At 34.4% G+C, this 24435-nt stretch carries 19 protein-coding genes, 1 pseudogene and 1 riboswitch; of the genes and pseudogenes, 19 read left to right on the top strand and 1 reads right to left on the bottom strand.

Annotation, left to right across the window (positions count from 1 at the left end):
* The first annotated feature begins 365 nt into the window (after positions 1-365).
* The 11 genes from V179_RS0109610 to V179_RS0109555 all read left to right on the top strand — a co-directional run bounded on the left by V179_RS0109610 (position 366) and on the right by V179_RS0109555 (position 11717).
* Positions 366-1061, top strand: coding sequence for a response regulator transcription factor (locus tag V179_RS0109610; protein WP_028391245.1), 696 nt, complete (start codon positions 366-368; stop codon positions 1059-1061).
* Positions 1042-3192, top strand: a complete 2151-nt coding sequence (locus tag V179_RS0109605) for a HAMP domain-containing histidine kinase (RefSeq protein ID WP_028391244.1) — start codon at positions 1042-1044, stop codon at positions 3190-3192. Before V179_RS0109610 ends, V179_RS0109605 begins: the two co-directional genes overlap by 20 nt.
* A 719-nt stretch (positions 3193-3911) precedes the next feature.
* Positions 3912-4799 (top strand): FAD synthetase family protein, encoded by an 888-nt coding sequence (locus tag V179_RS27695; RefSeq protein WP_051404908.1) that lies wholly within the window; start codon positions 3912-3914, stop codon positions 4797-4799.
* A gap of 34 nt (positions 4800-4833) precedes the next feature.
* Positions 4834-5247, top strand: a complete 414-nt coding sequence (locus V179_RS0109595; protein ID WP_028391243.1) for a cupin domain-containing protein — start codon at positions 4834-4836, stop codon at positions 5245-5247.
* Positions 5248-5322: 75 nt separating this feature from the next.
* Entirely contained in the window at positions 5323-5736 is a 414-nt protein-coding gene (locus tag V179_RS0109590; RefSeq protein ID WP_028391242.1) for a cupin domain-containing protein, read from the top strand.
* Positions 5737-5834: 98 nt separating this feature from the next.
* Positions 5835-6602: a hypothetical protein gene (locus tag V179_RS0109585; protein WP_028391241.1), complete on the top strand. Its 768-nt coding sequence runs from the start codon at positions 5835-5837 to the stop codon at positions 6600-6602.
* Positions 6603-6693: 91 nt separating this feature from the next.
* A complete protein-coding gene (locus tag V179_RS0109580) occupies positions 6694-7914 on the top strand; it encodes an acyl-CoA dehydrogenase family protein (protein WP_028391240.1) in 1221 nt (406 codons plus the stop codon).
* A 447-nt stretch (positions 7915-8361) separates the two neighbouring features.
* Positions 8362-8922, top strand: a complete 561-nt coding sequence (locus V179_RS0109575) for an NADPH-dependent FMN reductase (protein ID WP_028391239.1) — start codon at positions 8362-8364, stop codon at positions 8920-8922.
* A 211-nt stretch (positions 8923-9133) separates the two neighbouring features.
* Positions 9134-10312, top strand: coding sequence for a DMT family transporter (locus V179_RS0109570; protein WP_235179009.1), 1179 nt, complete (start codon positions 9134-9136; stop codon positions 10310-10312).
* Positions 10313-10618: a hypothetical protein gene (locus tag V179_RS27690; RefSeq protein WP_034300973.1), complete on the top strand. Its 306-nt coding sequence runs from the start codon at positions 10313-10315 to the stop codon at positions 10616-10618.
* A gap of 583 nt (positions 10619-11201) precedes the next feature.
* Positions 11202-11717 (top strand): DinB family protein, encoded by a 516-nt coding sequence (locus tag V179_RS0109555; RefSeq protein WP_028391237.1) that lies wholly within the window; start codon positions 11202-11204, stop codon positions 11715-11717.
* 471 nt (positions 11718-12188) lie between these two features.
* Here V179_RS0109555 and V179_RS31170 read toward each other — a convergent pair.
* Positions 12189-13174: pseudogene (locus V179_RS31170) on the bottom strand (IS1595 family transposase).
* Positions 13175-13433: 259 nt separating this feature from the next.
* Between V179_RS31170 and V179_RS0109545 the strand changes: the two are divergent.
* The 8 genes from V179_RS0109545 (at position 13434) to V179_RS0109510 (ending at position 24383) form a co-directional block, all read left to right on the top strand.
* Positions 13434-14780, top strand: a complete 1347-nt coding sequence (locus tag V179_RS0109545; protein ID WP_028391236.1) for a sigma-54 interaction domain-containing protein — start codon at positions 13434-13436, stop codon at positions 14778-14780.
* Between the two features lie 136 nt (positions 14781-14916).
* The gene (gene speB / locus V179_RS0109540; RefSeq protein ID WP_028391235.1) at positions 14917-15906 is read left to right on the top strand and encodes an agmatinase; all 990 of its coding nucleotides are present in this window, start codon (positions 14917-14919) and stop codon (positions 15904-15906) included.
* A gap of 460 nt (positions 15907-16366) precedes the next feature.
* On the top strand, positions 16367-17767 hold the full coding sequence (locus V179_RS27680) for an MFS transporter (RefSeq protein WP_407637231.1): 1401 nt from the start codon (positions 16367-16369) through the stop codon (positions 17765-17767).
* A gap of 375 nt (positions 17768-18142) precedes the next feature.
* A riboswitch (ZMP/ZTP riboswitch) is annotated at positions 18143-18221 on the top strand.
* 129 nt (positions 18222-18350) lie between these two features.
* Entirely contained in the window at positions 18351-19550 is a 1200-nt protein-coding gene (locus V179_RS0109530; protein ID WP_028391234.1) for a phosphoglycerate dehydrogenase, read from the top strand.
* Between the two features lie 857 nt (positions 19551-20407).
* Positions 20408-20860 (top strand): GNAT family N-acetyltransferase, encoded by a 453-nt coding sequence (locus V179_RS0109525; protein ID WP_028391233.1) that lies wholly within the window; start codon positions 20408-20410, stop codon positions 20858-20860.
* A 746-nt stretch (positions 20861-21606) separates the two neighbouring features.
* Positions 21607-22314 (top strand): FAD-dependent oxidoreductase, encoded by a 708-nt coding sequence (locus V179_RS0109520; protein ID WP_028391232.1) that lies wholly within the window; start codon positions 21607-21609, stop codon positions 22312-22314.
* A 579-nt stretch (positions 22315-22893) separates the two neighbouring features.
* Positions 22894-23838: a DMT family transporter gene (locus V179_RS0109515; RefSeq protein WP_028391231.1), complete on the top strand. Its 945-nt coding sequence runs from the start codon at positions 22894-22896 to the stop codon at positions 23836-23838.
* Between the two features lie 107 nt (positions 23839-23945).
* On the top strand, positions 23946-24383 hold the full coding sequence (locus tag V179_RS0109510; RefSeq protein ID WP_028391230.1) for an SRPBCC family protein: 438 nt from the start codon (positions 23946-23948) through the stop codon (positions 24381-24383).
* Positions 24384-24435 lie beyond the last annotated feature (52 nt).

Below are 24435 nucleotides of genomic sequence, written 5' to 3'. Positions count from 1 at the left end.
GAAATTTTAGTAAAATCAACAATCGATACGTTTGTCATTAGATGAATAAAATGAATAATACATTCTTAAGAAAAGCAGAATCTCTCCAATGGAGAAATTCTGCTTTTTTATTTAATATTGCCTATAAAACGTTTTTTTCGTGATAAATTAATAGTGTGTTATGTTAAAATATATAAATAAAGGAAAATGATAGATTCTATTTTGTGTACTACATTAAAAGGAAAGGTACATTGAATTAACTTATAAAACATAGTTTTCTTTAAAAATGATTGAAAGCGCTTTTATTTTTTGGTAATCTTTATTAAAAGTGTGTAGAGTGAAAATTCAGATAATACAAAAAATTATATAGCTGGAGGTCATCATACTTGGATGAAATATTAATTGTTGAAGACGATGCTGATATTCAGAAGATTTTATCGATGAATTTATCTCTTGAAGGGTTTGCCTATACGATTGCTTCAACTGGCATGGACGCAATAAAAAAGGTACGGGAAAAAACACCGGATCTTATTCTTTTGGATATACAATTACCCGATATGAATGGAATTGATCTATGTCAGCAACTGAGAGAAATGACAGCCGTACCCATCCTGTATGTAACCTGTAATAATGAAGATAAGGAAAAAATTCTAGCTTTTGCATGTGGGGGTGATGATTATATTGAAAAACCCTTCAACTCAAGAGTTCTAATCGCCCGCATCAAAGCCCACTTAAGACGAAATTCTATTAATCACAATCAAAGCACATTAAAAAAACAAATCACTTTTGATGATATCGTCATCGATCTAACAGCTCGAGAAGTTAAGCGAAACGGCCAAGTGATTGAATTAACAGCAAAGGAATTTGAATTACTTACTTTTTTTGCTAAACATCCAAATCAAGTATTTTCAGCAGAACAGCTTTTAAATCAAATATGGGGATATGACTCATTTAGTGAGAAAAGTACGATAATCGTTCATATTTCAAACTTGAGAAAAAAGATTGAGGATTATCCAGTAAACCCATCCTACATCATTACAATGAGGGGAGTCGGCTACAAGTTTGTTCAAACGTCTATTTAAGATTAAAAAATCTTACTATTTTAAAATATTAGCATTTACAACAATGATCTCTTTTATTCCCTTTGTCATGATTGCTACATACAGTATGTATCAAGGGAGCAATCTATCCAATCAAATAATGAAAGATCAAATTGCCAATACAAAAAAAGAAGTTTTATCGCAAAAACTGTTGTATTTACAAAAAGAAACTCAAAATTTGAATACAGATTTGCACAATCTAGAAAACACATTAAGATTAATTCAAAAACAAGCTGAAACCATATATAGTCGGCCTAACTTAACTCTTTCAAATGAATTACATGTAAAAAAAGGAAAAGAAGGTTACTTGTGGGAAACGTTTGACATTAAACATGAAAAAACAAATATTTTTATTAGTTCAATATCTAGTAATGTGGCTAATAAAACTATAAATGATTTAAAAATAGCAAAGCAACTTGAACCATTGTTCGTTCAAACGATGAAAAATGAAACGATGATCAATGCCGTTTATTTATCGTTACCAAGTTCTGCTTGGCTGTATTACCCATTTCTAGACGTAGAGGAAGCCATTTCTTCGAAAAAATTTGCACCTAATCTACGTTTTCAAGATTATGAATTTTATACAGTTGCTTTAAATCCACAACGGAAAGTGGAATGGACGAAACCATATATATGGTCGGCAAAACCGATGGGTGATGTAACGAAAGAGGATTGGCTTATTTCTGCTGGAGCACCTGTTTATTTGACAACGGGCGAATTCAAAGGGATGGTAGGACTAGATGTCCCTATTGAAAACATTACAAACAAATTAATGGACGTTAAATTCAGTGAACCAAACGCCTTTGCCTTTTTAATCGATGATAAAGGAAATTTTATCTCGGGACAAACAAAAGCCGAAAAAATTCAAGAGAACTCATCTATAATGAATAGCGCTATAAAAAATAAAGAAGGTATATTGCCAATAACCTATTCCAATTCAGAAGCTTATCTTTTATCTTCATCATTAAATAACGGATGGCGTCTCAACTTTATCATTTCAGAGTCCGATATTGTTGGACCGATTGTAAAAAGTACAAAGGCGCAAACAAACAAGCATATGCTTCTTTTTTTATCACATCTATTAGTATTTTTACTTTTTGGAATTATTGTTCTGCTGTATATGACTTATCGTTTTTCACGAACGATTACTCAACCAATTGATCAGTTAACTGATGCATTAAGAGAAAGCGCTGCCGGAAATTTTGTCAAAGAACTTCAAATTGAGCAAGAAGATGAAATTGGCAACTTGGCGGTAGCATTTAATTTTATGAATCAAAAAATCCAAGAGTTAATTGGGGAATTAAACTTAAAAGCCCATCAACTTGAAGATAAAGTGCTAGAGCGGACGAAAGAGTTGGAAAGTGCCAATGAACGGTTAGTTAACACAAACCAACAACTTCAAGAATCGGAGAAACGGAGAAAAGAATTTATGTCACAGATTTCTCACGATTTAAAAACGCCATTAACGTCCGTAAGAGAATACACAGAAATCTTAGTTAATCATCAGTCACTTCCTGAAACCCAGAAAAAGGAAATAATGAATTCCATATTATTACGCAGTAACCATATAATCCAATTAATTAATGACTTATTTGAAATGAATACGGATGATGATGGAGATTACGTAAAAGAAGTTATTCCATTTGATTTCTTAATCGAACAATCATTAAACATAATTGCCATCCGATCAGAAGGCTCCGAAATAGAAATTACTAAAAACTATAAAAAAGACTCAATGTTCATTTTTGTTGATCCTAAGAAAATGAATCGCGTTTTTATTAACATTTTAGAAAATGCCATTAAGTATTCAAAATCAAATAATGGTGAGAAAATAAAAATAGATATTTTCGCCTATCAACAAAATAAAAACCTGATCATAAAGTTCCAAGATTATGGTATAGGTATCTCGCAAAAAAATAAAGAAAAAATATTTCTTCCATTCTTTAGAGAAAAAAGGACCAGAACCGAAAAAATTCAAGGGAATGGATTAGGACTGTCTATTGTTCAAAAAATTATTGCTGCACATGATGGACATATTTTAGTAGAAAGTAAAGTAAGTGTAGGTACAACGATTACGATTATGTTGCCGTCCGTTGAAACATTAGACATCTAAACACAAAAGATGCCGTTGTTTTATTTCATACTTGGCGATATCTCGTATTGGAGGAAATTTTGAAGCTCAATGGTAACTTCATACTGACATATATAATACATATGAATATGTAATATGTTTCAAAGCTAGAAGGTGTCCCGAAAAGCTCACTTAACATATATTATTATCGTTTATTGGCAGTAGCTATCATAATAAACGGTTTGATAGTATGTGAAGTTTGACTTTTTGGGCTCCTTCTTTTTTTATTTCATCCATCGACAGAAACCTGTTAAATAAGTGAAAAATAAGTGGAATTTTATTTATTTTTGGAATTTATTGAAAATTTATCGTTAGTTTAGATTGACTTTAGGATAACTTTATAAATAAATAATATGATACATATATAGAAAAACATACGAACCAAGAAGTATGACACAGCTAGAATAAATCAAATGATAGTATGTATTTCTTGTAGTACGATCACTTGTATTGAAAGTGATGAAAGCGTTGTCAGATTTAGACAACATGATCGCACCGTAGAAGCATAAGAACAAATCTTGTATACAACGATGAACTATTCATTGTACATAAGACAACATGATGCCTAAGCAGTTGAACGATTCAATTAAAAACCGAGTACAAAGTTATACTTGATGGTAAAAGCGATGGAGCTATTTATTGTTAGCAATTCGTCTGAATTACCCATCAATTCTATAATTTAACGGTTAGGAGGCGGATATGTGGATGTCATTTATGTAAATAAAAGCAACCGACATTTGTTTCTTTCAGAAAGCGAACCAAGTGTGATTGCTTTAGGATTTTTTGATGGAGTTCATCTAGGTCATCGACAAGTCATCAACGAAGCTATAAGAATTGCTGATGAAAAGAAGCTGCAACTTGCATGTATGAGCTTTTTCCCCCACCCCAAAGAAGTACTTAAACGAGATAAGAAAAAAATTCAATATTTAATGCCGATGAATACTAAACAACGAATTTTAAAAAAATTAGGTGTTCAAAAGTTTTACATCGTGCAATTCGATCAAGATTTTGCTTCCTTAACTCCAAAGCAATTTGTCCAGAAATATCTCTTAGAATTTGGAGTAAAATATGCAGTTGCTGGATTTGACTTTACGTATGGACAATTTGGCGAGGGGAATATGGATCGCATAAAAACCGATTCTAATAACAGTATTGAAGGAGTTAAAGTAAACAAAGTCGATATTAATGGCGAAAAGATAAGTTCTACTCTAATTAGAAAATTAATTTCTACTGGAAAAATGGACATCGTTCACCGTTATTTAGGCGAGCATTATCAAATAAAGGGTCAGGTTTATTCAAATACAAAAACTGTTGAAGTAGTACCGAGCCCTTATTATTTACTTCCTCCCCCAGGAGTATATGAAGTAACTGTTTCTAAAGGGAATGAATCAGACGACCAAGTTGTATTAATCACACAAGATGCTACTAAAATCATTTTTCCTGCTCATAACAAGCGAATATTAGTGAACCAAGAAGAGATTCATATCAGTTGGAAGAAACGTCTGTCACCTGGATTGTTCACGATTTTGGAAAAGCAACCTAAGCATAACGTAATGAATAAACCGGTTTTTACTTCCGGGCTATTATAAAACAAAAATTAAAAATAATGGAGGTACAACAAAAATGAGTACAGAAACTACATGGTTAGATGAATTGACGTATTTAAACGATAAGCCAGGTGTAAAACTTATTAAAGCAGGAACATATAAAAAGAAGGAATTAAATACAATTCTTGGTATTCCTAATCTTGACAGTCAAATTATTGATGTTCCAGTTTGTACAGATAAACATGCGTTACAAATGGGATATTTCTCAATGCAAAATTCTGAGGATTTCGAATTCACTTATACATTTTTAGAAATCAAAATCGTCTATAGAGGACAAATCATCGTTCGTGACGATCAAGGGAAAAAGTATATCGCTAATGAAGGTGATGTATTCGTATTCAGTCCGACTACAACCGTTATATTTGACGGTGAAAGCGACGGTGACGCTTTCTATACAGCCCATCGTCAGCCTGAATCTTCATTTATGTAATCTTTAAAAATAGAAAGCTATGAAATTAGATTAAATAATAATAAAAGAAAAATAAACTGGTAGGAGTGGATATATATGAGTCAATCAATAACAGAAGCAAAAAACTATGATTATTTAAGTAAAGCACCTGGTTTCCAAATTATTAAAGCAGGCACATACCAAAAGAAAGAATTAAATGGATTGCTAGGAATCCCAGCACTAAAAAGCCAAATCATTGATGTTCCAGTTACATCAAAGGAAAATGCCATTTCAATGGGATACTTCGATATGCAACCAGGGGAAGAATTTGAATTTGTGTATGAATTTTTAGAAGTAAAATTCGTCATTAAAGGTCAGTTTGTCTTACGTGATCAGCAAGGACAAAAACATGTAGCAAAAGCAGGAGATGTCATCATCTTCACGCCTAATGTTCCAGTCATTTTTGACGCAGAAAGCGATGGAGAAGCTTTCTATACAGCCCATCGTATACCTGAACCATCATTTTTGTAAATCTTGCTTGTACGTATAAATAAATAAATAACAAGAATGACCCCGGCTGAGTTTAATTTATTCTAATTTTCCGCAATAGAAAAAAGGGGGATCTAGCAATGCATACAGTCAATGCCATGAGCTATCAGGACTTTGACTTTGAATTAGAAGGAAAGAACGTTCTGTTAGAAGATATTTTCCCAAATTTCAATGAATTCGACCGTATTGGAGTGGTCGTAAGAGAAACAGGTGGAGGTACTGGTGCAAGTAGTTTACTAATGTCGGCACTTACAAGATTTTATGATTTTTTTCGACCTAATCTTGGTGTTGAGCCTGGGCAACAGTTTATTTATCCCGAGTTCTTTATCTTCCATGTAGGGAAGCAGCATATGACCCATTATTGGATGGATATTTGGCCGCCGCATAAAGAGATTGTCGTTGAGGATGACCCTGAACAAATTTTAGAAGCGATTAATGACCGCGGCATTACACGGTTGCTCGTGGAAGACATTACGCCTATCCAACCTATTTTTTTAAAAGAAACATTAAATAGTGCGAAACATCGAATTGTTAGCGCATTGGCTTATTCTCCGACAGGCCGTGTTGAAAATAGCGATGTCCAGATCACCAGTTGTGAAGCTGCAGAAAAAAATGTACTTGACACTATCAAAATTTCAGAAGACCTTACGATTGAAGAAAAGGCGCTATTACTAGAACGAAGGAACTCTCTTAAAACGAATGGGCGTGTAACTGAAACATATCGCCGCATCGAAGTATCCAATGCTTTGAACATGCTTACTCAAAATACTGAACCGGGTCCTACTACCCGAAGCTATTTTAAAATGCTTGAAATGGAAGATGAGATTACGAAAGACAAAGTCATTTAATTGAAACTATACCTATATTAATAGGATATCAATATTAAATCATATAGATATCCTATTAATTTAAATAAAAATTGCTGAGGAGTGAAGAATCATGTCAGTTTCTAACACAGTATTAAATGAAGGTATTATGCAAGTTCCAAGCTGGTGGACTTGCCCTCCAGGTTATGAAGAATTACAAGCGAAGGCACACGCACTTGGAAAAAGTGAATTGCTAGAAAGAGCCTCTATTTCTGATCAGCAAGGCATCTATCCGCGTGAGAGTTTAGGTAAAATTGCTGAAGCAGGATTTGGCGCTGTTACCCTTCCGAAAGAATATGGCGGACTTGGAGCTGGACTTACTGGATTTGCCGTATTAGCTGAAAGTTTTGCTCAATATTGTGCATCTTCAACGATGTGCTGGGTAATGCATACAACTGCACTTCAAACACTATTTTCAGCTGGTAACGAAGAACAGCGTCAGCGTTTTATTCCTGATGTTCTTCGTGGAAAAATCGGCGGGTTAGCATTTAGTGAACCAGCAACTGGTAGTCACTTTTGGAATGTTGTGAGTACAGCTCCCCGTCTTGGAAATGGCTACTCATTGAATGCTGATAAATCGTTTGTTACAAGTGCTGGAGAAGCTGATTGGTATATCGTGGCAACGACGTATCCAGAAAGTACAGAATCCGATAAGTTAATGTATTTACTTGTAGAAAATGGACAAGAGGGGATCACCCAATTTCCGTTCTCCGCAATGGGTCTTCGTGGGAATTCAAGTGGACCAATGAAATTTAGAGATGTATATGTCCCTGCAGAAAACCGTATAGGTAGTGAAGGCGGGATGAATTATCACAATGATAATACAATCGATCCACTATTTTTATTAGGCACAGCCGCTTGTTGGACTGGTATTGCACAAGGCGCTCTAAACGCAGCAATTAATGGTGCGAAGAAAAAGGTTCATGCTGATACAGGTAAATCAGTTGCTAGTTATCAAGTCATTCGTCATGAATTAGCGAAAGCTCAAATTATGGTGGACAGTGCAAGAAGTATGCTTTATCGAACAGCTGAAAATCTAGACAGAGCTGCTGCAAATGGAACGCCGCTTGGAGAATTGCTATACCCAATTTGGGAATTAAAAACTCATGCTGCTGATATCGTTATTCAAGTAACAAACCAAGCGCTACAAGTTTCCGGCGGAAGAGGATATTTGACAGGTCAAGTAGAAAAATATTTACGTGATGGTCGCGCTGGTGCAATTATGGGACCTACAAATGAAATTTTACGTGAGTGGATTGGCAATACATTAATCGATGTTCCATGGTTTGAGTAAATTATAGAAGATATTAAATTTCTATTTATATACCAGAGCCAAAACAAAGTGGTTTGGTTCTGGTATATACCTCTATTGAAAGGGTATGGCACATTTCATCCTAAAATAATTAACATCTTCACGGTGAAAAGGGCACTGGGATTCCGTAAGTTTATCTTATTTGGAGTGGCACTTCATTTATTTGTTATAGGGGCACACTTAATAAATCCTATATGGACTCCCTTCAATAATAGGAGAAAGGAAGCAACCCCTCTTCTATGATGTTATTATGAGTCAAATACTTTCGAATGAAATTTTCTGAATATTGCGTCATTTCACCTTTTGAATAACCAAAAAATATCTAGAACATTTAGTTATAAAAGTCGAAAGATGGTACAAGTAAATCCTTGTTTCCTCAAACTCGGCATATGCCAACAAGATTTTATTAGTATAAGGAGGATATTTAGCATGAAGTTACTAGGGATATCAGGAACAATTACTGGATCGAAACCACGGGTTGTCGTTCAACAAGTATTAGACGAAGTGAAGAGAAACAACCCGGAAATTGAAGTAGAATTACTTGATTTGAAGGATTATAATATTCAGTTCTGTGATGGCCGTAATCCGTCAACTTATACGGGGGATACGAAGAAAGTGATCGATATTGTTTCCACAGCAGATTTTTATATTATTGGTACTCCAATTTTCCAAGGTTCTATTACTGGGGCTCTAAAAAACTTATTCGACTTAATTCATCCAAAAGATTTACGCAATAAAGTTATGGGGTTTATTGCTACTGGGGGAACATATCAACACTATTTAGTCATTGAAAATCAACTGAAACCAATTGCAGGATATTTCCGTGCATTTGTTGCACCAGGATTTGTTTATGCTCATAATGATCATTTTAGCCCTCAAAATGAACTAGTTGATAAAGAAGTATTAGAACGGGTGACCGCTTTAAGTGAAGAAGTCGTGCTTATGCAGAAAGCACTAAAAGCTTCAAAGAGCGCTATTCAATTTAATTGAATGGCAAATTGAGGTGATCGTTCATTAAACGAAGCATTAATGAAAAAAAGAATGAACAACGTGTAGAATAACCTCTTTTTTCTAAGAATTCAACTAGGGAAAAGAGAGTTTTTCTTTTTAGAAACATTAACTATTTAGGAATAGCCGAAACAATGATTTTCTTGATTATTAAAGTGTTAAATGTGCAATTCTTCTCGACTGAACTTAGCCTATGGAAGTTGTTGAATATACGTATAGTTTCTTAGATGATAACGGTAATGAATTTCAGCGAACATTAGGATATGAAAATGAAGCTGTAATCATTACATTAGGAGGGGCAATTATGAGTTTAGTGGATATTGCTAGAACTAAACACAAAGAGAAGACAGTACGTTTGGGCTTTATGTGGGCTTTATGGGCAGCCATATTGTGGGGAGCATGGTATGTACCTGGATCAGCGATTTGGTATGAGTTTCCTTTCGTTTCCATGCCTTTTCATACAAATTCTGAATATGTGACAGCGGCAGCCGTAATAGCCGGTTTAAATGCAATCGCTGTATTATTGTTTATGTTTGTGTGGACAGGCGTTTTAGGTAAATGGAAAGATTACGGACGGACGATTGTTCAGTTTAAAAAAGTGACGAAATGGTATTTTGTAGCCGCAATTTTCGGCGGACCAATGGCTATTTTTGGAAGTTTTTTAGCAATCGGCTTTATAGGCGGTGTTTTTGCCGCAGTGGCAGCATTAATGTATCCCATAGTAGGATCAATATTAGCGTACAAATGGTACGGTGAAAAGATAACTCGTAGGGCTGCTATCGGGATCGCAATGATTATTATCGGTGGGATCGTCGTATTTGCACCCGGTATTTTAGGTGAGCTCAAGGACAGCTCTGGCGCTTGGTTAGGATACTTGGGTGGATTAATGGCTGCCGTTGGCTGGGGAATTGAAGGTGCCATTGCTGGACGGGCACTGGATGTTACAGATCCTGATATTGGGTTAACTCTTAGGTTCACGGGTGAAGTTTTCTGGTGGGTAGCTGTAATCTTTCCGCTGTTTATCCTATTTGGAGATGTACCTATTGTACCAATGATTGCGCAAACAATGACATTGTTACCGGTAACTTGGCTACTTTTAGCTGGAATTACATTTGGTTTTTGCTACGTGTCATGGTACAAGTCTTTCCCATTGATTGGTGTTGGAAGAGGTCAAGCAATCGGGGACTTATATGGAATCTTCGCCATCATTTTTATAAGTATCTTCACACTTACTCCGCCAGAATGGAATTTCGTTTTGGGAGCTTTGGTTGTAATTATCGGCGGATTTGTTATGTTTACTGAAAAGAGGGACGTCCTAGATGTTATCCGTTCTGTGCCTTCAGACAATAAAGAAAAAGAGGAGGCAATGTAAATGCCTAAAATTCATATAAAAGGTAGGATTCTACAAATCATCCGCGAGCACACCAAGGAAAGACCCGATAAAGGAATATGGGATTATGAAATTGCAAAGCAAATTCTTAAAGAGTATGGGTTGGCAGGAGCATATGCCTTAGGTAATGTTCGAGTAACATTAACTGATTTATTTTCAGGGGCGCTTATAGAAACCATTGATGAAAAGATAGACAAAGGTGAGCACTTTAGTGAAGGTAAGTTATTATTTAAATATTCACTTACTAGTTTCGGTGAAGACAGGATGCGTGATACAGGGATTATTTAACTAAAAAAGGAGTGAATGATATGCCTGAAATGAGCGAGTTTTGGGGATTTAGCTTAGCACCATATATTTCAATCGTTGGAATTACTATCTTAGCACTATTTTGCCTGTTTATAGCTAGAACATATGTAAAGAAATTATAAGAAGTTTGAATAATTGTACAAATAGATAATAATAGGAAAAATAATATGAAATTCTAAAACGAGTGTGTCGCAAAAGCAAAGGGGTCAGACTATACAACATAATATCTAGTATTATTCGCTTTTTATTAATCTAGATATTATGTTGTATATGAGAGTTCCTCTTTTCTTATGGGACATCCTCGTTTTGCTTTTTTTATGGCTGTTTTCTAAAAGATTGTTGTTTTTTAAAGTGCAATTCCTGACTTCTTATATTTTCTGTTAAAATAAGGATATATCTAACACGAAATCGAGTAGAGAATAGGGTGTAAATATATAATAAAGTCAAGATGTTTCTCTTTAAATATATTTATCTAGGGCAATTTTTATATTCAACTAAACTTATAATATGAAAGAAAACAGAATAGGAATCAAAGTACGCATTTTCTGGTAAAGGGGGAAATCTCATGAATAAATTTGTAAATGATAATCTTTATGAAACGAGAAATAACCTAGTAAAGGAAATTGTTTTATTAAGTGATGATCAACTTAATAGTAAACCTGATATGAATATGTGGAGTATAGCACAAGTTTGCCATCACTTGGTTTTAGTGGAAGAGGCTTCTATAAAGGCTATTGCATGGGGTTTAAAAGAAAGTGATCGTACTCAAAAAGAACGTAAAAATATACACTTTATATTATTGGATAGAACGAAAAAGATTAAAGCTCCAAAAATAGTTGAACCAGATGTAGAATCATTTGAAGTTCCGCAAATAATTGATTTGTTAAACGATTCGAGAAAAAAATTGATGGCTTTTCTTAGTACTATAGAAGATAAATCCATATTGGAGGAAAAATCAGTGAAGCATCCTTCTTTAGGTGAATTACCTCTTGATCAATGGATTGAACAGATATATTTGCATGAACAGCGACACATAGAACAAATAATAGAGATAAAATTACTTTTAGATATAAAGCACTAAACTTAGGGGGATAAACGATTCTTGTGATCAAACTTTTTTATAAAAATCTAAAACTTAGCTAAAGTAAGTAACGCCAATTTGACCAATTTTTATTCAAATTGGAGATATTTACGTTTGCCGTTAAATAAGGAATGAAGGGAACTTTTTAATCAAACTTTATTCTAATGTTACATAGGGGTGATTAAATTGAAATTGTTACTAACCTCGAACGGTTTTACACTGATGCGATTAAAGAACAATTTTTAAAGCTCATTAACGGCGCTACTAACGAACTGGACGTTGCTATTATCACCACTGGATCGGACGCAAAAGGAGACTTTAGAGAAACGGGGTTTAAAACATTGATTTTATTGATTTAGAGTTCGATAATCCAGAAAGTCTTACACATAAAGATGTCATTTACATCAACGGTGGGAAGATGTGAAATTACGAGACTAAAAGATGATGAATATATCACAGTAGAAAAGTAATTTATTGACGCCTAATTTGATGTCTCTTTAATGCACATCGCAATATCTCAACCTTTGAATATTTGGATTTTTGACAGGCTGTATTTAGCATTTGCTCAACACATATATCAAATGCTGAATTTTTCCTTATTCCAAGCCGAAGAAACCAATGTAAATAGTTGTCTAAATAATGAGTTCCTACACCTTGGAAATCGATCCATCCAACCTTTTAAACGATTGTGGAAGTTGTTGAAGTGTTGGATATGATATATCCCTTTCTTAACTCTTAGTTTTTGGCGTTCATTTACGGTTTCGTGTAGTAAGCCTATCAGTGTAGCGAACTTCTTGTAATTTGTAGCAGTATATGTAAATGACAAAGAAGATGGGTGAAGAAATTCACCCATCTTCTTTGTGAATTTCTTCCTCTTTAACACGACCTGTCCTGCTTTTCGGGCAATCATCTTACCATCGCGGTCTTGTGCAAATACGACAATAATTTTTTGGATTGAAATGCCCCTCTTACGTATTTTTTTCACCACGTTTCTTGGGTATTCTATGAGAAATATTACGAAGACCTTTTAAAGACTCACGAAAGAAGGTTTCATCACTTTCAACGATACCTTGCAGTTGATTAAACACAAGACCTACTAATGCTTAATGCGTTCAAAATTTTACGCCTCCAGTAAAAGACAGTAGAGATGATTTTTAGTCGTTCTGCAATTTTAGGTAGAGTGAATCCTTCTAACATTAGCTCAATATTCTTACCCATTTTTCAGGGTTGCGAGATCCTGAAAATGGTATATTTGTCATATCATTAAATGTTTTGTTGCAATCATTACAAAAATAGCGTTGTCGTGTGCTGCCATTGGGCTTAACAGAAGTACTTACGCAATGAACACAAGCCATACCCGAAGAAAATCGGGCTTCACGAATAGTTTTGAGTAATTTTGTGATTTTGTTGGGTACTTCTGAAAACAAGTCTTGTTTCATTGCTTCAAACAAAGCCAATCGCTATGATTTCGTTAACTCTGAACCTTAATACACACCTTCACACATAATTGAACGCCTCCTGAACCTCATTCTATCAACCATTATATGGAATTGGTCGAGGAAGCAACAGTCTTTGCGAAAACAGCCTTTTTTATTTATTAGGATATGGTAAAGAATAAACAACTGAATCTAGCTTTTTTAGTTATAAGTTGATATTATTTAAATATATAGTCAATTTGGAATATTATGTAGTCATTACTGACTAAGGGGGAAATTCATGCTTATACAACAAATTCACCTACTTTTAGATCATATTATTAAGTATTCATTTGACGAAATCTTTGTAACTGATGCAGCTGGTGACATAATATTTATAAGTGAAAAATTTAAAAATATGTTTGGAATAGAAACCGAGAAAATGCTCCATCAAAATGTATATACATTAGAGAAGAATGGCATATTATCACCTTCCGTTACTGGAAAAGTACTACAGACAAAAAAAACCGAAACAATTATTCAAGAAACTGCACTGGGTAGAAAACTAGTTGTGTCTGGTTATCCCATTTTTGATGAAGAACAAAAGATTTTGGGGGCTCTTAGCTTTTCGAGAGATATTACTGAACTTGATTATCTCAAAAAATCAAATGATCAAGTGGCTAAAACAATGCTTTTATATGAAAAAGAAATTGAAAAAATGAAAAATAATCAAATGTACGCATCGCCGATTAATAACGGAAAAATGGGGCAAGTATTTCATATTGTTGAAAAAGTCTCTAGCTTAGATGTCACTGTATTATTAGTAGGAGAATCAGGTGTTGGGAAAAACTATTTCGCTCAAAAAATTCATCAGCAATCGAATCGAAAAAATGAACCTTTTATTGAAGTAAATTGTGGAGCAATCCCAGAATCATTAATTGAATCAGAGCTGTTTGGCTATGAGGAAGGAGCGTTTACTGGCGCAAGAAAAGGTGGGAAGAAAGGATATTTTGAAGCTGCTGGAAACGGTACTATTTTTCTTGACGAAATAGCTGAGCTACCACTTAATCTCCAAGTTAATTTATTATCTGTTCTCCAAAATCGAACGATTCAACGTGTAGGTGGCCAATCAATAAATCATGTAAATTGTAGAATAATCTGCGCTACTAACCAAGATTTACAAAAATTAATTGCTGAAAAAAAATTCCGCGAAGATCTCTACTATAGAATTAATGTGATTAAAATTGACATTCCACCTTTGCGTGAAAGAAGAGAAGAAATCAATCAATTAGTAACTGATCTATTAGATGAGTTTAATGATAAACATAAAATGAACAAAGATTTGTCTAGTAATCTAATTGCCTGGATCAATAGACAAGATTGGCTCGGGAATATAAGAGAGCTTAGAAATTTTATAGAGCGCATATTAATTACTTCAAATGATAACTTTATTGACGTTGACCAAGTGGGCATCACACCTTCAAATAAAGATGATCTGACTTTAGATCAATATATCGAGTTGATGGAAAGAGACTATATTGTTAGGATGTTTGAAAAATATCCAAGCAGTATTAAGCTAGCTAAGAAATTAGGGATTAGCCAATCCACAGCAAATCGGAAAATCAATCAATATGTTCGAAACACTTAGTCAATTTTGACTAAGTTTTTATGAAAAACCTTTATTCTTCAGTTGGCACGGAACTTGCATTATATTAAGTCAACAAGTAAAACAGCGCTTACAAAGCTCGTTTTCTTGAAACTTTTACTATAGTGGGGGATGCACAATGACTAATCAAAATGAAAAACAAATTCTAAACCTTCCGTTTACAGGAATTTGCTCTTTTGGCAAATATCCTATTTGTACAAACCTTGATGAGCTAGATGCAGATGTGGCTGTTATTGGAGTGCCATATGATATGGGGACACAATGGAAATCTGGAACAAGGATGGGACCTCGTGGACTCAGAGAAGGTTCTACTTTATATAGTTTCGGTTTAGATGGCGCTTATGATATTGAAAAAGATATTATGTATCTAGGTCCAGACTGCAAAGTAGTTGATTGTGGAGATGTAGATATGGTACATGGTGATCTGGAACAAAGCTTCGACAATGTTGAAGAATCGCTTCGAAAAATCATTGCAAAAGGAGCAATGCCTGTCGTATTGGGCGGGGATCATTCCATTACCATACCAGTTGGTAGAGCACTAGATTCTATCGGTCCTTTCCACGTCATCCAAATAGATGCTCACTTGGATTGGGCAGACCATCGCTCAGGACAAAGATTTGGTCATGGAAGCTCACTACGCCGTTTAGCTGAAATGGATCATGTTGAACAAATGTTCCAATTTGGAATCCGTGGTATTAGTAGTAGTAAAAAGGAAGATGTAGATGCGGCTAGAGAATATGGCAGCCAAATCCTATCCCCACGTCAAATGCGAAAAATGGGTATCGAATCACTATTAGAACTAATCCCTGAAGGAGAAAATTATTATGTAACCATCGATATCGATGGACTAGATCCTTCTTTAGCACCTGGAACGGGTACACCTTCACCTGGTGGTCTATATTATGATGAGGTAAATGAACTGTTAGAAGGAATCGCGAAAAGAGGAAATGTAATTGGCTTTGATTTAGTAGAAGTATCTCCACCATACGATCCTACTGGAATTACAAGTCAAGCAGGAGCAAGAATTATCCTCGATTTTATCAGTTTCATATTAAAGGAAAAAGAAAATAAATTTCAGTTAGCATCAACTAGCGCAGTAAATCGATAAAGTGAAACTGCAATCAGTGGGTTTTTCACTGATTGTTAGTCCCGTTCTAGTATCGCTAATATCCCCGCTACCGCGTAGATAAAGCGATACTACGAACCCGATTGGTTCAACTAAACCTCTGCGGCAAGTTCACTGTATCTCACCAATAGGGCTTTTACGGGCAGTTAACCCCCACATACGCTTCTTCGAGATTCTTTCAAGCCTTGAGATGGTGGCCTACTGCCCGTTAATGCGGGATAAAAGTAAGTGAGATGAAATAGAGAAAGATATAAATTCTTTTCTCTATTTCATCTATTCTATTCATAAATGTATTATATGATTGAGTAATGCCTATTCTTAATCTCTAGTATGGACAAGCGAAACAAAGAAATAATCTTCCGAAATTTTGTAAGCGCTTCACTGTTGGGAATCTGCGAATAAATAAAAGATCAAGGACCTAGACTAGATTTATAGGAGGAACATGATGGAAACAAGTGCCTACAGTTCAAATAAAATGATTACTGGTATCGTATTTGCTGTACTTACATTTTGGCTATTTGCTCAGTCTATGGTAAATATCATTCCAGTCGTCCAAGGGGATTTAGGTATCTCATTAGGTACGCTAAATATTGCAATTAGTTTAACTTCCTTATTTTCAGGAATGTTTATCGTTGCAGCTGGTGGGATTTCAGATCAAGTTGGCCGTAAGAAAATGACTTTTATAGGGCTTATTTTAAGCATAATAGGCTGCTTATGCATTATATTAGCGCAAAATGCTACACTTTTAATTGCGGGGCGTATAATCCAAGGTTTTTCTGCCGCATGTATTATGCCCTCAACCATTGCCTTAGTTAAAGCGTACTTCGAGGGGGAAAATAGACAGCGGGCGCTTAGTTATTGGTCATTTGGCTCATGGGGAGGTGGCGGAAGTTGTGCTTTTATAGGTGGTGCAATTGCTACATATATGGGTTGGAAATGGATTTTCATCTTTTCAATTGCTCTTTCTTTGGTAGCGATGTACTTATTAAAAGATGCACCAGAAAGTAAGGCTGCTGAAAAATCAACCAAATCGAAATTTAATTTTAGTGGGCTCTTCATCTTTGTCATTATTATGCTGGCAATCAACCTAGTCGTTACACGAGGACACGATTTTGGTTGGACAAGCCCGATTACTATCGCATTAATAGGTGTCATTCTTTTTGGTAGTGTGATCTTCTTTACTCTAGAAAGTAAAAAGCGCAATCAATTTATTGAATTTTCTTTATTTAAAACGAAAGCTTATACCGGTGCTGTCACTTCTAACTTTTTACTAAATGGTGTTGCTGGAACGGTTGTCGTTGCGAATACGTATGTACAAGTAGCAAGAGGTTTTACACCATTTCAAAGCGGATTATTAACGCTCGGTAACTTAGTGGCTGTACTAGTGATGATTCGTGTCGGCGAGAAAATAATGCAAAAAGTTGGCGCAAGGAAACCAATGATAGCCGCTTCAATAATATCAACTGTTGGGCTTAGTATGACAGCATTAACTTTCTTACCTGACTTAGCGTATATTATCACCTTTTTTATCGGCTTCATGCTTTCCGGTGTTGGCCTTGGCTTATATGCGACACCATCAACTGATACTGCAGTAGCCAATATTCCAGAAGATAAAGTTGGCGTTGCTTCAGGTATTTATAAAATGTCCAGCTCTCTAGGCTTTTCATTTGGAATAGCCATTTCAACAGCGGTATATGGTGTACTTGTATCTACAGGGAATCTAGAATTTGCAGCTTCTGCAGGTATCATGGTAAATATGGCATTTGCGATCCCTGCACTAATCTTAATCATGTTAACAATTACAGACAAAGAAGGAAAAATTATTTCCAAGCTTTCAGCGTAAAAATCTTGATTGCCTTGAAACAAGTGATTTCCACTGAATTCTTGGCGCTTCTTATCCATTTAAAGAATAGTCAATTAAGCTAATATGTGACATTCTAAGTGTTATTTTCTATAGAAAACAGCTGTCCAATCAAAAACGTCATTCTTTTAGAGACTTAAACTGAAAGAATAACGTTTTTTTTAACTTTGGAGAATCTATTAAAATCATAGACTTCTAATTCTGAAATAACAATTCAAAGAATGTCTAAAAAAATGCATCTACACAGAAATCATTTCACAATAAAAATAACTGATGTGATCCGGATAAAAAGACATGAAAATTTTAAATATTAGGGTTGTAGCTTTAAAGAGATTTTGTTAAAATGTAAGAAATGAAAAGACTATGTGTGACTGGCGAAACACGGATCACCGTGAGGGAGCACATAATGTCGTAGCCGTTCGCCTGGGCAGAGGTAAGGGAAACTTCCCTTGCCTCTTTCTGTATATTAGGAGAGAATATAAAAGTCAATACTACTTTCTTATTCCATTTTTTAGAAAATACAGATTTTCATAAAATTTGAATATTAAAAAGAGGGGCAAAAAAAATGAGCACATTAATTTTAGACAAAGTAAAAACAATCAAAACTCTAAATAATATTACAGAAAGCGGACTAAATGTATTCAATAACGATACATATACGATTGACAATGATAGCGAAAATCCCGATGCTATTGTAGTTCGTAGCTTTAACATGCATACAATCGAATTCGGCAATAATTTAAAAGCAATTGCACGTGCCGGAGCCGGTGTTAATAATATCCCCGTAGACAAATGTTCGGAACAAGGAATTGTCGTATTTAATACTCCAGGAGCTAATGCTAATGCTGTAAAAGAAATGGTCCTAACAACATTAATGGCTTCATCCCGTAACCTTTTTGCTGGTGTAGCTTGGACAAAGACTTTAGAAGGTGAAGGAGACAAAATTCCTAAGCTTGTAGAAACAGGAAAGAAACAATTTGTCGGTAAAGAAATCAAAGGAAAAACGCTAGGAGTTATTGGTTTAGGGGCAATCGGTGCACTAGTAGCGAATGATGCGCTTGATTTAGACATGGATGTTATTGGTTTTGACCCATTCATCTCTGTTGATACAGCTTGGAATTTGTCTCGAAATGTACAACGTGCTATGACGATTGAACAATTGTTCGCTAACTCTGATTATGTTACTGTACACGTTCCGTTAACTGATGAGACTGCAGGAATGTTTAACCAAGAAATATTTAGTATTATGAAGCCAGGTGTTCATATTCTGAATTTCTCACGTGGTGAGCTTGTAAATGAAACAGATATGGAAGCAGCACTTGAAAGCGGAAAAGTTGGCATGTATATTACAGACTTCCCAAATGAAAATGTGTTACAAATGAAAAATACAGTTCCAATTCCACATCTTGGTGCTTCTACACAGGAATCAGAAGAAAACTGTGCGATTATGGCCGCTCGTCAAGTTAAGGATTTCTTAGAAACAGGAAACATCAAAAACTCTGTGAATTTTCCAAATACAATCCTTCCTTATACAGGAAAACAACGTGTGGCAGCTTTCCACAGAAACGTTCCTAACATGGTTGGTCAGATCACACAAGCAATATCAGGTCATAATTTAAACATTGCTGACATGGTAAACAGAAGCCGTGGGGAATACGCATATACGATGATTGATATTGATAATAAAGTAAATGGCGATATCATACCTGACTTAAAAGAAAAAATCAATCAAATTGAAGGTATCATAACAACTCGCATCATCTAATAATGGTAATCTGATTGTGATTAAAATTAATAAGCAAGAGTCTCAATTCTAAACTGCACCCTGAATATTAGACATGGTCTAATATTCGGAGGTGCTTTTCTATAGGCTAAATTTATTAGCAATGACAAATAAGAACAGTAAAACGTTATTTAGAGGGTAATGAAGGTTACGAGGTCATCGCAGAGGATATTAGGGTGAAAAGGGATAATCACCATGGAAAAAAGGCTTTTTTAAAGTACAATACAAATTATTCAGTCCAATATAAACTAGACATACTAAACTAGATGAATGTAAATGGGACATCTATCTTTGTAACGGTTGCAATATTAATTTGGTTTCCGACTCTACTCTTTGGTATTAGCAACACTTACTTGAAATATAAGGATTAGATGCCTAAAACTAAAGAATAAGTGACGTCCATCTATGAAATATAAAAAAACACCGGAATAACAAATGCCAGCTGAAAGTTCAATTGAGGCATTACTGGCGGAAAATGAAGATTGTGAATAGAGTATACATGTTAAAAAAGTTGAATGCCTTAGTTAGAAACAAGGTAAAATCACCAAGCAAAACAAAGTACAAGTAGTCTATGATAGTTGAATAAGCTTATGTTAGAAGGCCTCAACTATGGTAGCCGCGACTCTTCATAGCATTCAAACCCGTAATCTTACAGGAATATCGATTGCCGAATGCGTTCCTGACAATCTTGTGAAAGAACATTTGCATTTGTTGGAAATGCTGCACATGCACTTACATAACAATACTACTGTTATTACTAAGGTGACTAGATTTTATTTTTATCTTCAAAATCAGTTAGTTAACATACGAAAAAACGTCACAATGAAGGGAAAGTCATTATGCGAATTATTAGCGTTAAGGAACATCCAGAGTATAAAGAAAAAGCAATTAAATATTTTCAAAGCAAATGGGCTAACGAAAATAGTATGAAAGTTTATGAGGATTCTATTACACATAGCATAACAACGGACAGTCCCCTTCCTATTTGGTATATAATGGAGGATTTAGGTCGGATTATTGGCTGTGCAGGTCTTATTAGTAATGATTTTATTAGTCGTATGGATTTATGGCCTTGGATATGTGCTATTTACATTGAAAAAAGCTATCGTGGTAAATCTTTAGGTAAAGAGCTACTTATACGTGCTAAAGATGATGCAGAAAAAGCAGGATTCAATCAAGTTTTTCTTTGCACTGACCATATTGGATACTATGAAAAATATGGATTCACTTATATAGGTGACGGATATCATCCATGGGGGAGTACGTCAAGAATTTATACGAGTAATAACTAAAATAAACATTTTTGAGTTTATCTATTTTTACTTCAAAAAACGGGTGCTAATTTACAACAAAACATATCCTAAAATGACCAAACTTTTTTATAAAACTATGATCCATTTAAATATATTAAGAGAGTGTTTTGATCAATCTAAGTTTCGAAACACTCTCTTTCCTTTGTTCTTTTATCAAGGTTTATTTGAATCAAATTGCTCAAACATTGTACTATAGCAACATAAAAATGTGGTGTGAACTTTTGGGTCTAACTAAACATTAAAGCTGGTAACTAAATGAGCATTTTTGTTCTCAAAATAATCCTTGGTACTGGCAGGAATGTTGAAAAGTATTCGGAAAGCAAATAAAAAGCTCATATTAATAATGCATTGACTATTATTTCGTACTCTCATATATTTAATAAATGCAAGATTTTCACGCAACGAGTTTAAATCAAATTCCGAAAGAGTTTGGAGAACTCAAAAGGTCATTTGTTTTACCTCTTTCCAAACGGAAAAGAACAACTTGCCCTTGAATCGTTACAAATGACAGCTAAGTTCGTTACTGATAATATTATTGTGTAAGTTTTACAAAACTCGTCTGATCCTGTAATTGCAATTCATGACTTTATGATTTGAAACTTGAAACAATCCTAATTGCATTTTACAAGAGAGAATATCATGTTCATTCGAAGAATTCGCAAATAACAAGTGTAAACTTTTTCATAAAAAGTATAGGTAGCTAATTTAAAAAAGGAGAGAAGGAAATGGGTTTTTTTCAAGATATGTTACAAATATTCAAAAAGAGAGAATTATTATTTTTAGAAAGCTATAAAGAATCAGATGATGTCTATACCTTTCTTTTTGAAAAAGAGAAAGATTTAACCTGGGTAGCAGGGCAATATGGTTTGTTTAAAATTACTCATAAATCGATAAAAAAGCCGACACGACCATTCACTGTGGCATCTGCTCCCACAGAAAATATTGTGAGGCTAACAATAGGAATTAGTGATGACCCCAGTGATTTTAAGAAAGCGATGTTAGAATTAAAACAGGGAATGAAAGTGAGTATGAGTGGGCCTGTAGGATCTTTTAATTTTAAAAATAACAGTCCTTCTCTCCTGATTGCAGGCGGAATTGGAATTACACCATTTCGGTCGATACTAAAACAAATAGAGGCAGAAGAGGATGGTGGAGAGAATCCAATAAATCTACTCTATATGGATAGCAAAAAGTCATATCTATTTAAAGATGAACTTGATGAAATGGCTAATAATACTTCAATAAATATTACTTATCTTGATTCAAGGGATGAATTACATCAGGAGATCGATAAGTTTACAACCTTATATCAAAATAATGGGAAATACTTTATTGCAGGACCGAAGTCAATGGTAGATTCTATGTCTACTTATTTACAAAATCAAAAGATTTCAAAACAGAATATCAAAAAAGATGCCTTTTTTGGGTATTAGTTTTAAATGAGTACGAATGGTTTAAGAAAAGAAGTAGAGCTGTTTTAGATAAAATCTGCTGCAGTTCATCTTCTTTTTTTTTAAAAAAATTTTTGAAATTTACAGAAAAAACAATTTAGCTGAAGGAATGAGGCGAATTGAATTAATGTCTTTTTTCGAATTTTCAACGGCTGGTTCAAATTGTCCTTAGTTCCAAACTTCTTAAATCTAGTGTTCAGTTAGCAACAATAATGTAAGTTAAAAATAGATATCCTTCCTTACTGAAAATATTATTTCCATATAATATATTACATCTAATACCTCGTGTATTATTGCATAATTGCAGTATTTAGGTATATTGATAATAATTTATATTGGATGACCTTGTGAAATATCCCATATTTTGTTACAGAATTGGTAGCTAGGTACTCTCTATCAGTATATAATTGAACATGACTTACGTTCTTTTTTATATGTCGATGCAAGACGGGTTAATAATAGCTTTATCAATCGACATATTATTATAATTTATGTTGTTTTGAATATTAGTTCATTTTAGAACTCTATTTTCACAAATTAAATAGATTGTGAGGGATATATATGGGTAACCAACCGCGATGGCCCGGGTTTATATTTGTTATACTCGGTGCAAGTTTTTGGGGAATAGGAGGTACGGTAGCACAGCGCTTATTTCAAGAAGATGGTATAACAGTTGAATGGCTTGTATCCACTCGTTTATTAATTGCAGGCATTCTACTACTTGTTTTATCATTTATAAGAGATCGAAAACAAGTTTTAAAGATATGGTCAGATAAAAAAGCAAGGATACAGATCGTGATATACAGCTTATTAGGGATGCTAGCCGTTCAATACACGTATATGGCTTCCATTCAGTTGGGGAATGCAGCCGTTGCAACATTATTACAGTATTTAGCTCCTGTTTTTATTATTATATATTTAGTTTTGACTAAAGTAAGCAAATTGAAAGCTAGAGATATATTTGCTGTGGTATTAGCTTTATCCGGTACATTTTTATTGTTAACGAATGGATCATTGGCTGGTCTTTCAGTGCCTGCATCTTCTGTAATATGGGGAATAATTTCAGCAATTGCTCTTGCATTTTATACTTTATATGCAGGTGTATTGCTGAAAAAGTGGGGCTCACTAAACGTTATTGGCTGGGCAATGATTATTGGTGGAATTGGTATGAGCATAATACAGCCTCCTTGGTCGGTTGACTCTAGTAATTGGTCCATTGACACGTATCTATTTCTAGGGTTTGTAATTTTGTTTGGAACGATGATTGCTTTTTGGTTTTACATTGAAAGTCTTAAATACTTAAAACCGCAAGAAACTACTTTATTAGGTAGTTTAGAACCATTAACAGCCATTATCACTTCAGTTTTGTGGCTTCACATCTCATTCGGAATTTATCAATTTTTAGGTACTAGCCTTATACTATTTATGGTTCTATATTTATCGATATTCAAAGATAAACCCGAAGAAAGTTTACAAATTATTCGAACAGAAGAATTGGGTTCTTAAAATTAGTCACTTTAAGAACGCGATTTTATCATTAATCAACTGCATAATGTATAGTTAATGTGAGACCTTAAAGTATTAAATAAATCGAAAGTGGGATGAAATCGAATATGAATAACATAACAACATTTAAAATATTAAAACCAGCTTATGAAGTATTTGAAGCGTTCGTAGACCCTTCAAAAATCGGCAATTTTTGGTTTACGTCAAGCTCTGAACGGTGGGAACAAGGTAAGACGGTTACATTGAAATATGATGAATATGATGCACAAGTGGATATTAAAGTAATAGATGTCGAGCAAAATAAAAAAATAGTATTCAAATGGGGGGGATATGAGGAAGAACATATTGTTACGATAACACTAAATGAATTGGATCAATCTAATACAATTATTGAAGTGAATGAACAAGGATTTAATGAAAGTGATGGAGAATTATTACATAAATTAGTTGACAATAAAGAAGGTTGGGTTTTTATGTTAACTTGTTTAAAAGGTTATTTAGAATTTGGTGTAAATAATTTGAGAACTGGAATCGTGAAGAATTAACCTAAAAAAGAGCCAATTGGCTCTTTTTTTGTATGGGATATTACCCTATATA

The organism is Bacillus cihuensis, from assembly GCF_000504145.1.
Taxonomy (GTDB): domain Bacteria; phylum Bacillota; class Bacilli; order Bacillales; family DSM-1321; genus Peribacillus; species Peribacillus huizhouensis.
This window is presented reverse-complemented; position numbering and strand designations above follow the sequence as displayed.

Coding starts and splice junctions, on each gene's coding strand:
- speB (WP_028391235.1), top strand. CDS start 14,917: ATGACTAATCAAAATGAAAAACAAATTCTAAACCTTCCGTTTACAGGA.
- V179_RS0109585 (WP_028391241.1), top strand. CDS start 5,835: ATGCATACAGTCAATGCCATGAGCTATCAGGACTTTGACTTTGAATTA.
- V179_RS0109520 (WP_028391232.1), top strand. CDS start 21,607: ATGGGTTTTTTTCAAGATATGTTACAAATATTCAAAAAGAGAGAATTA.
- V179_RS27680 (WP_407637231.1), top strand. CDS start 16,367: ATGATGGAAACAAGTGCCTACAGTTCAAATAAAATGATTACTGGTATC.
- V179_RS27690 (WP_034300973.1), top strand. CDS start 10,313: ATGCCTAAAATTCATATAAAAGGTAGGATTCTACAAATCATCCGCGAG.
- V179_RS0109595 (WP_028391243.1), top strand. CDS start 4,834: ATGAGTACAGAAACTACATGGTTAGATGAATTGACGTATTTAAACGAT.
- V179_RS0109525 (WP_028391233.1), top strand. CDS start 20,408: ATGCGAATTATTAGCGTTAAGGAACATCCAGAGTATAAAGAAAAAGCA.
- V179_RS0109545 (WP_028391236.1), top strand. CDS start 13,434: ATGCTTATACAACAAATTCACCTACTTTTAGATCATATTATTAAGTAT.
- V179_RS0109580 (WP_028391240.1), top strand. CDS start 6,694: ATGTCAGTTTCTAACACAGTATTAAATGAAGGTATTATGCAAGTTCCA.
- V179_RS0109575 (WP_028391239.1), top strand. CDS start 8,362: ATGAAGTTACTAGGGATATCAGGAACAATTACTGGATCGAAACCACGG.
- V179_RS0109510 (WP_028391230.1), top strand. CDS start 23,946: ATGAATAACATAACAACATTTAAAATATTAAAACCAGCTTATGAAGTA.
- V179_RS0109530 (WP_028391234.1), top strand. CDS start 18,351: ATGAGCACATTAATTTTAGACAAAGTAAAAACAATCAAAACTCTAAAT.
- V179_RS0109570 (WP_235179009.1), top strand. CDS start 9,134: ATGGAAGTTGTTGAATATACGTATAGTTTCTTAGATGATAACGGTAAT.
- V179_RS0109515 (WP_028391231.1), top strand. CDS start 22,894: ATGGGTAACCAACCGCGATGGCCCGGGTTTATATTTGTTATACTCGGT.
- V179_RS0109555 (WP_028391237.1), top strand. CDS start 11,202: ATGAATAAATTTGTAAATGATAATCTTTATGAAACGAGAAATAACCTA.
- V179_RS0109590 (WP_028391242.1), top strand. CDS start 5,323: ATGAGTCAATCAATAACAGAAGCAAAAAACTATGATTATTTAAGTAAA.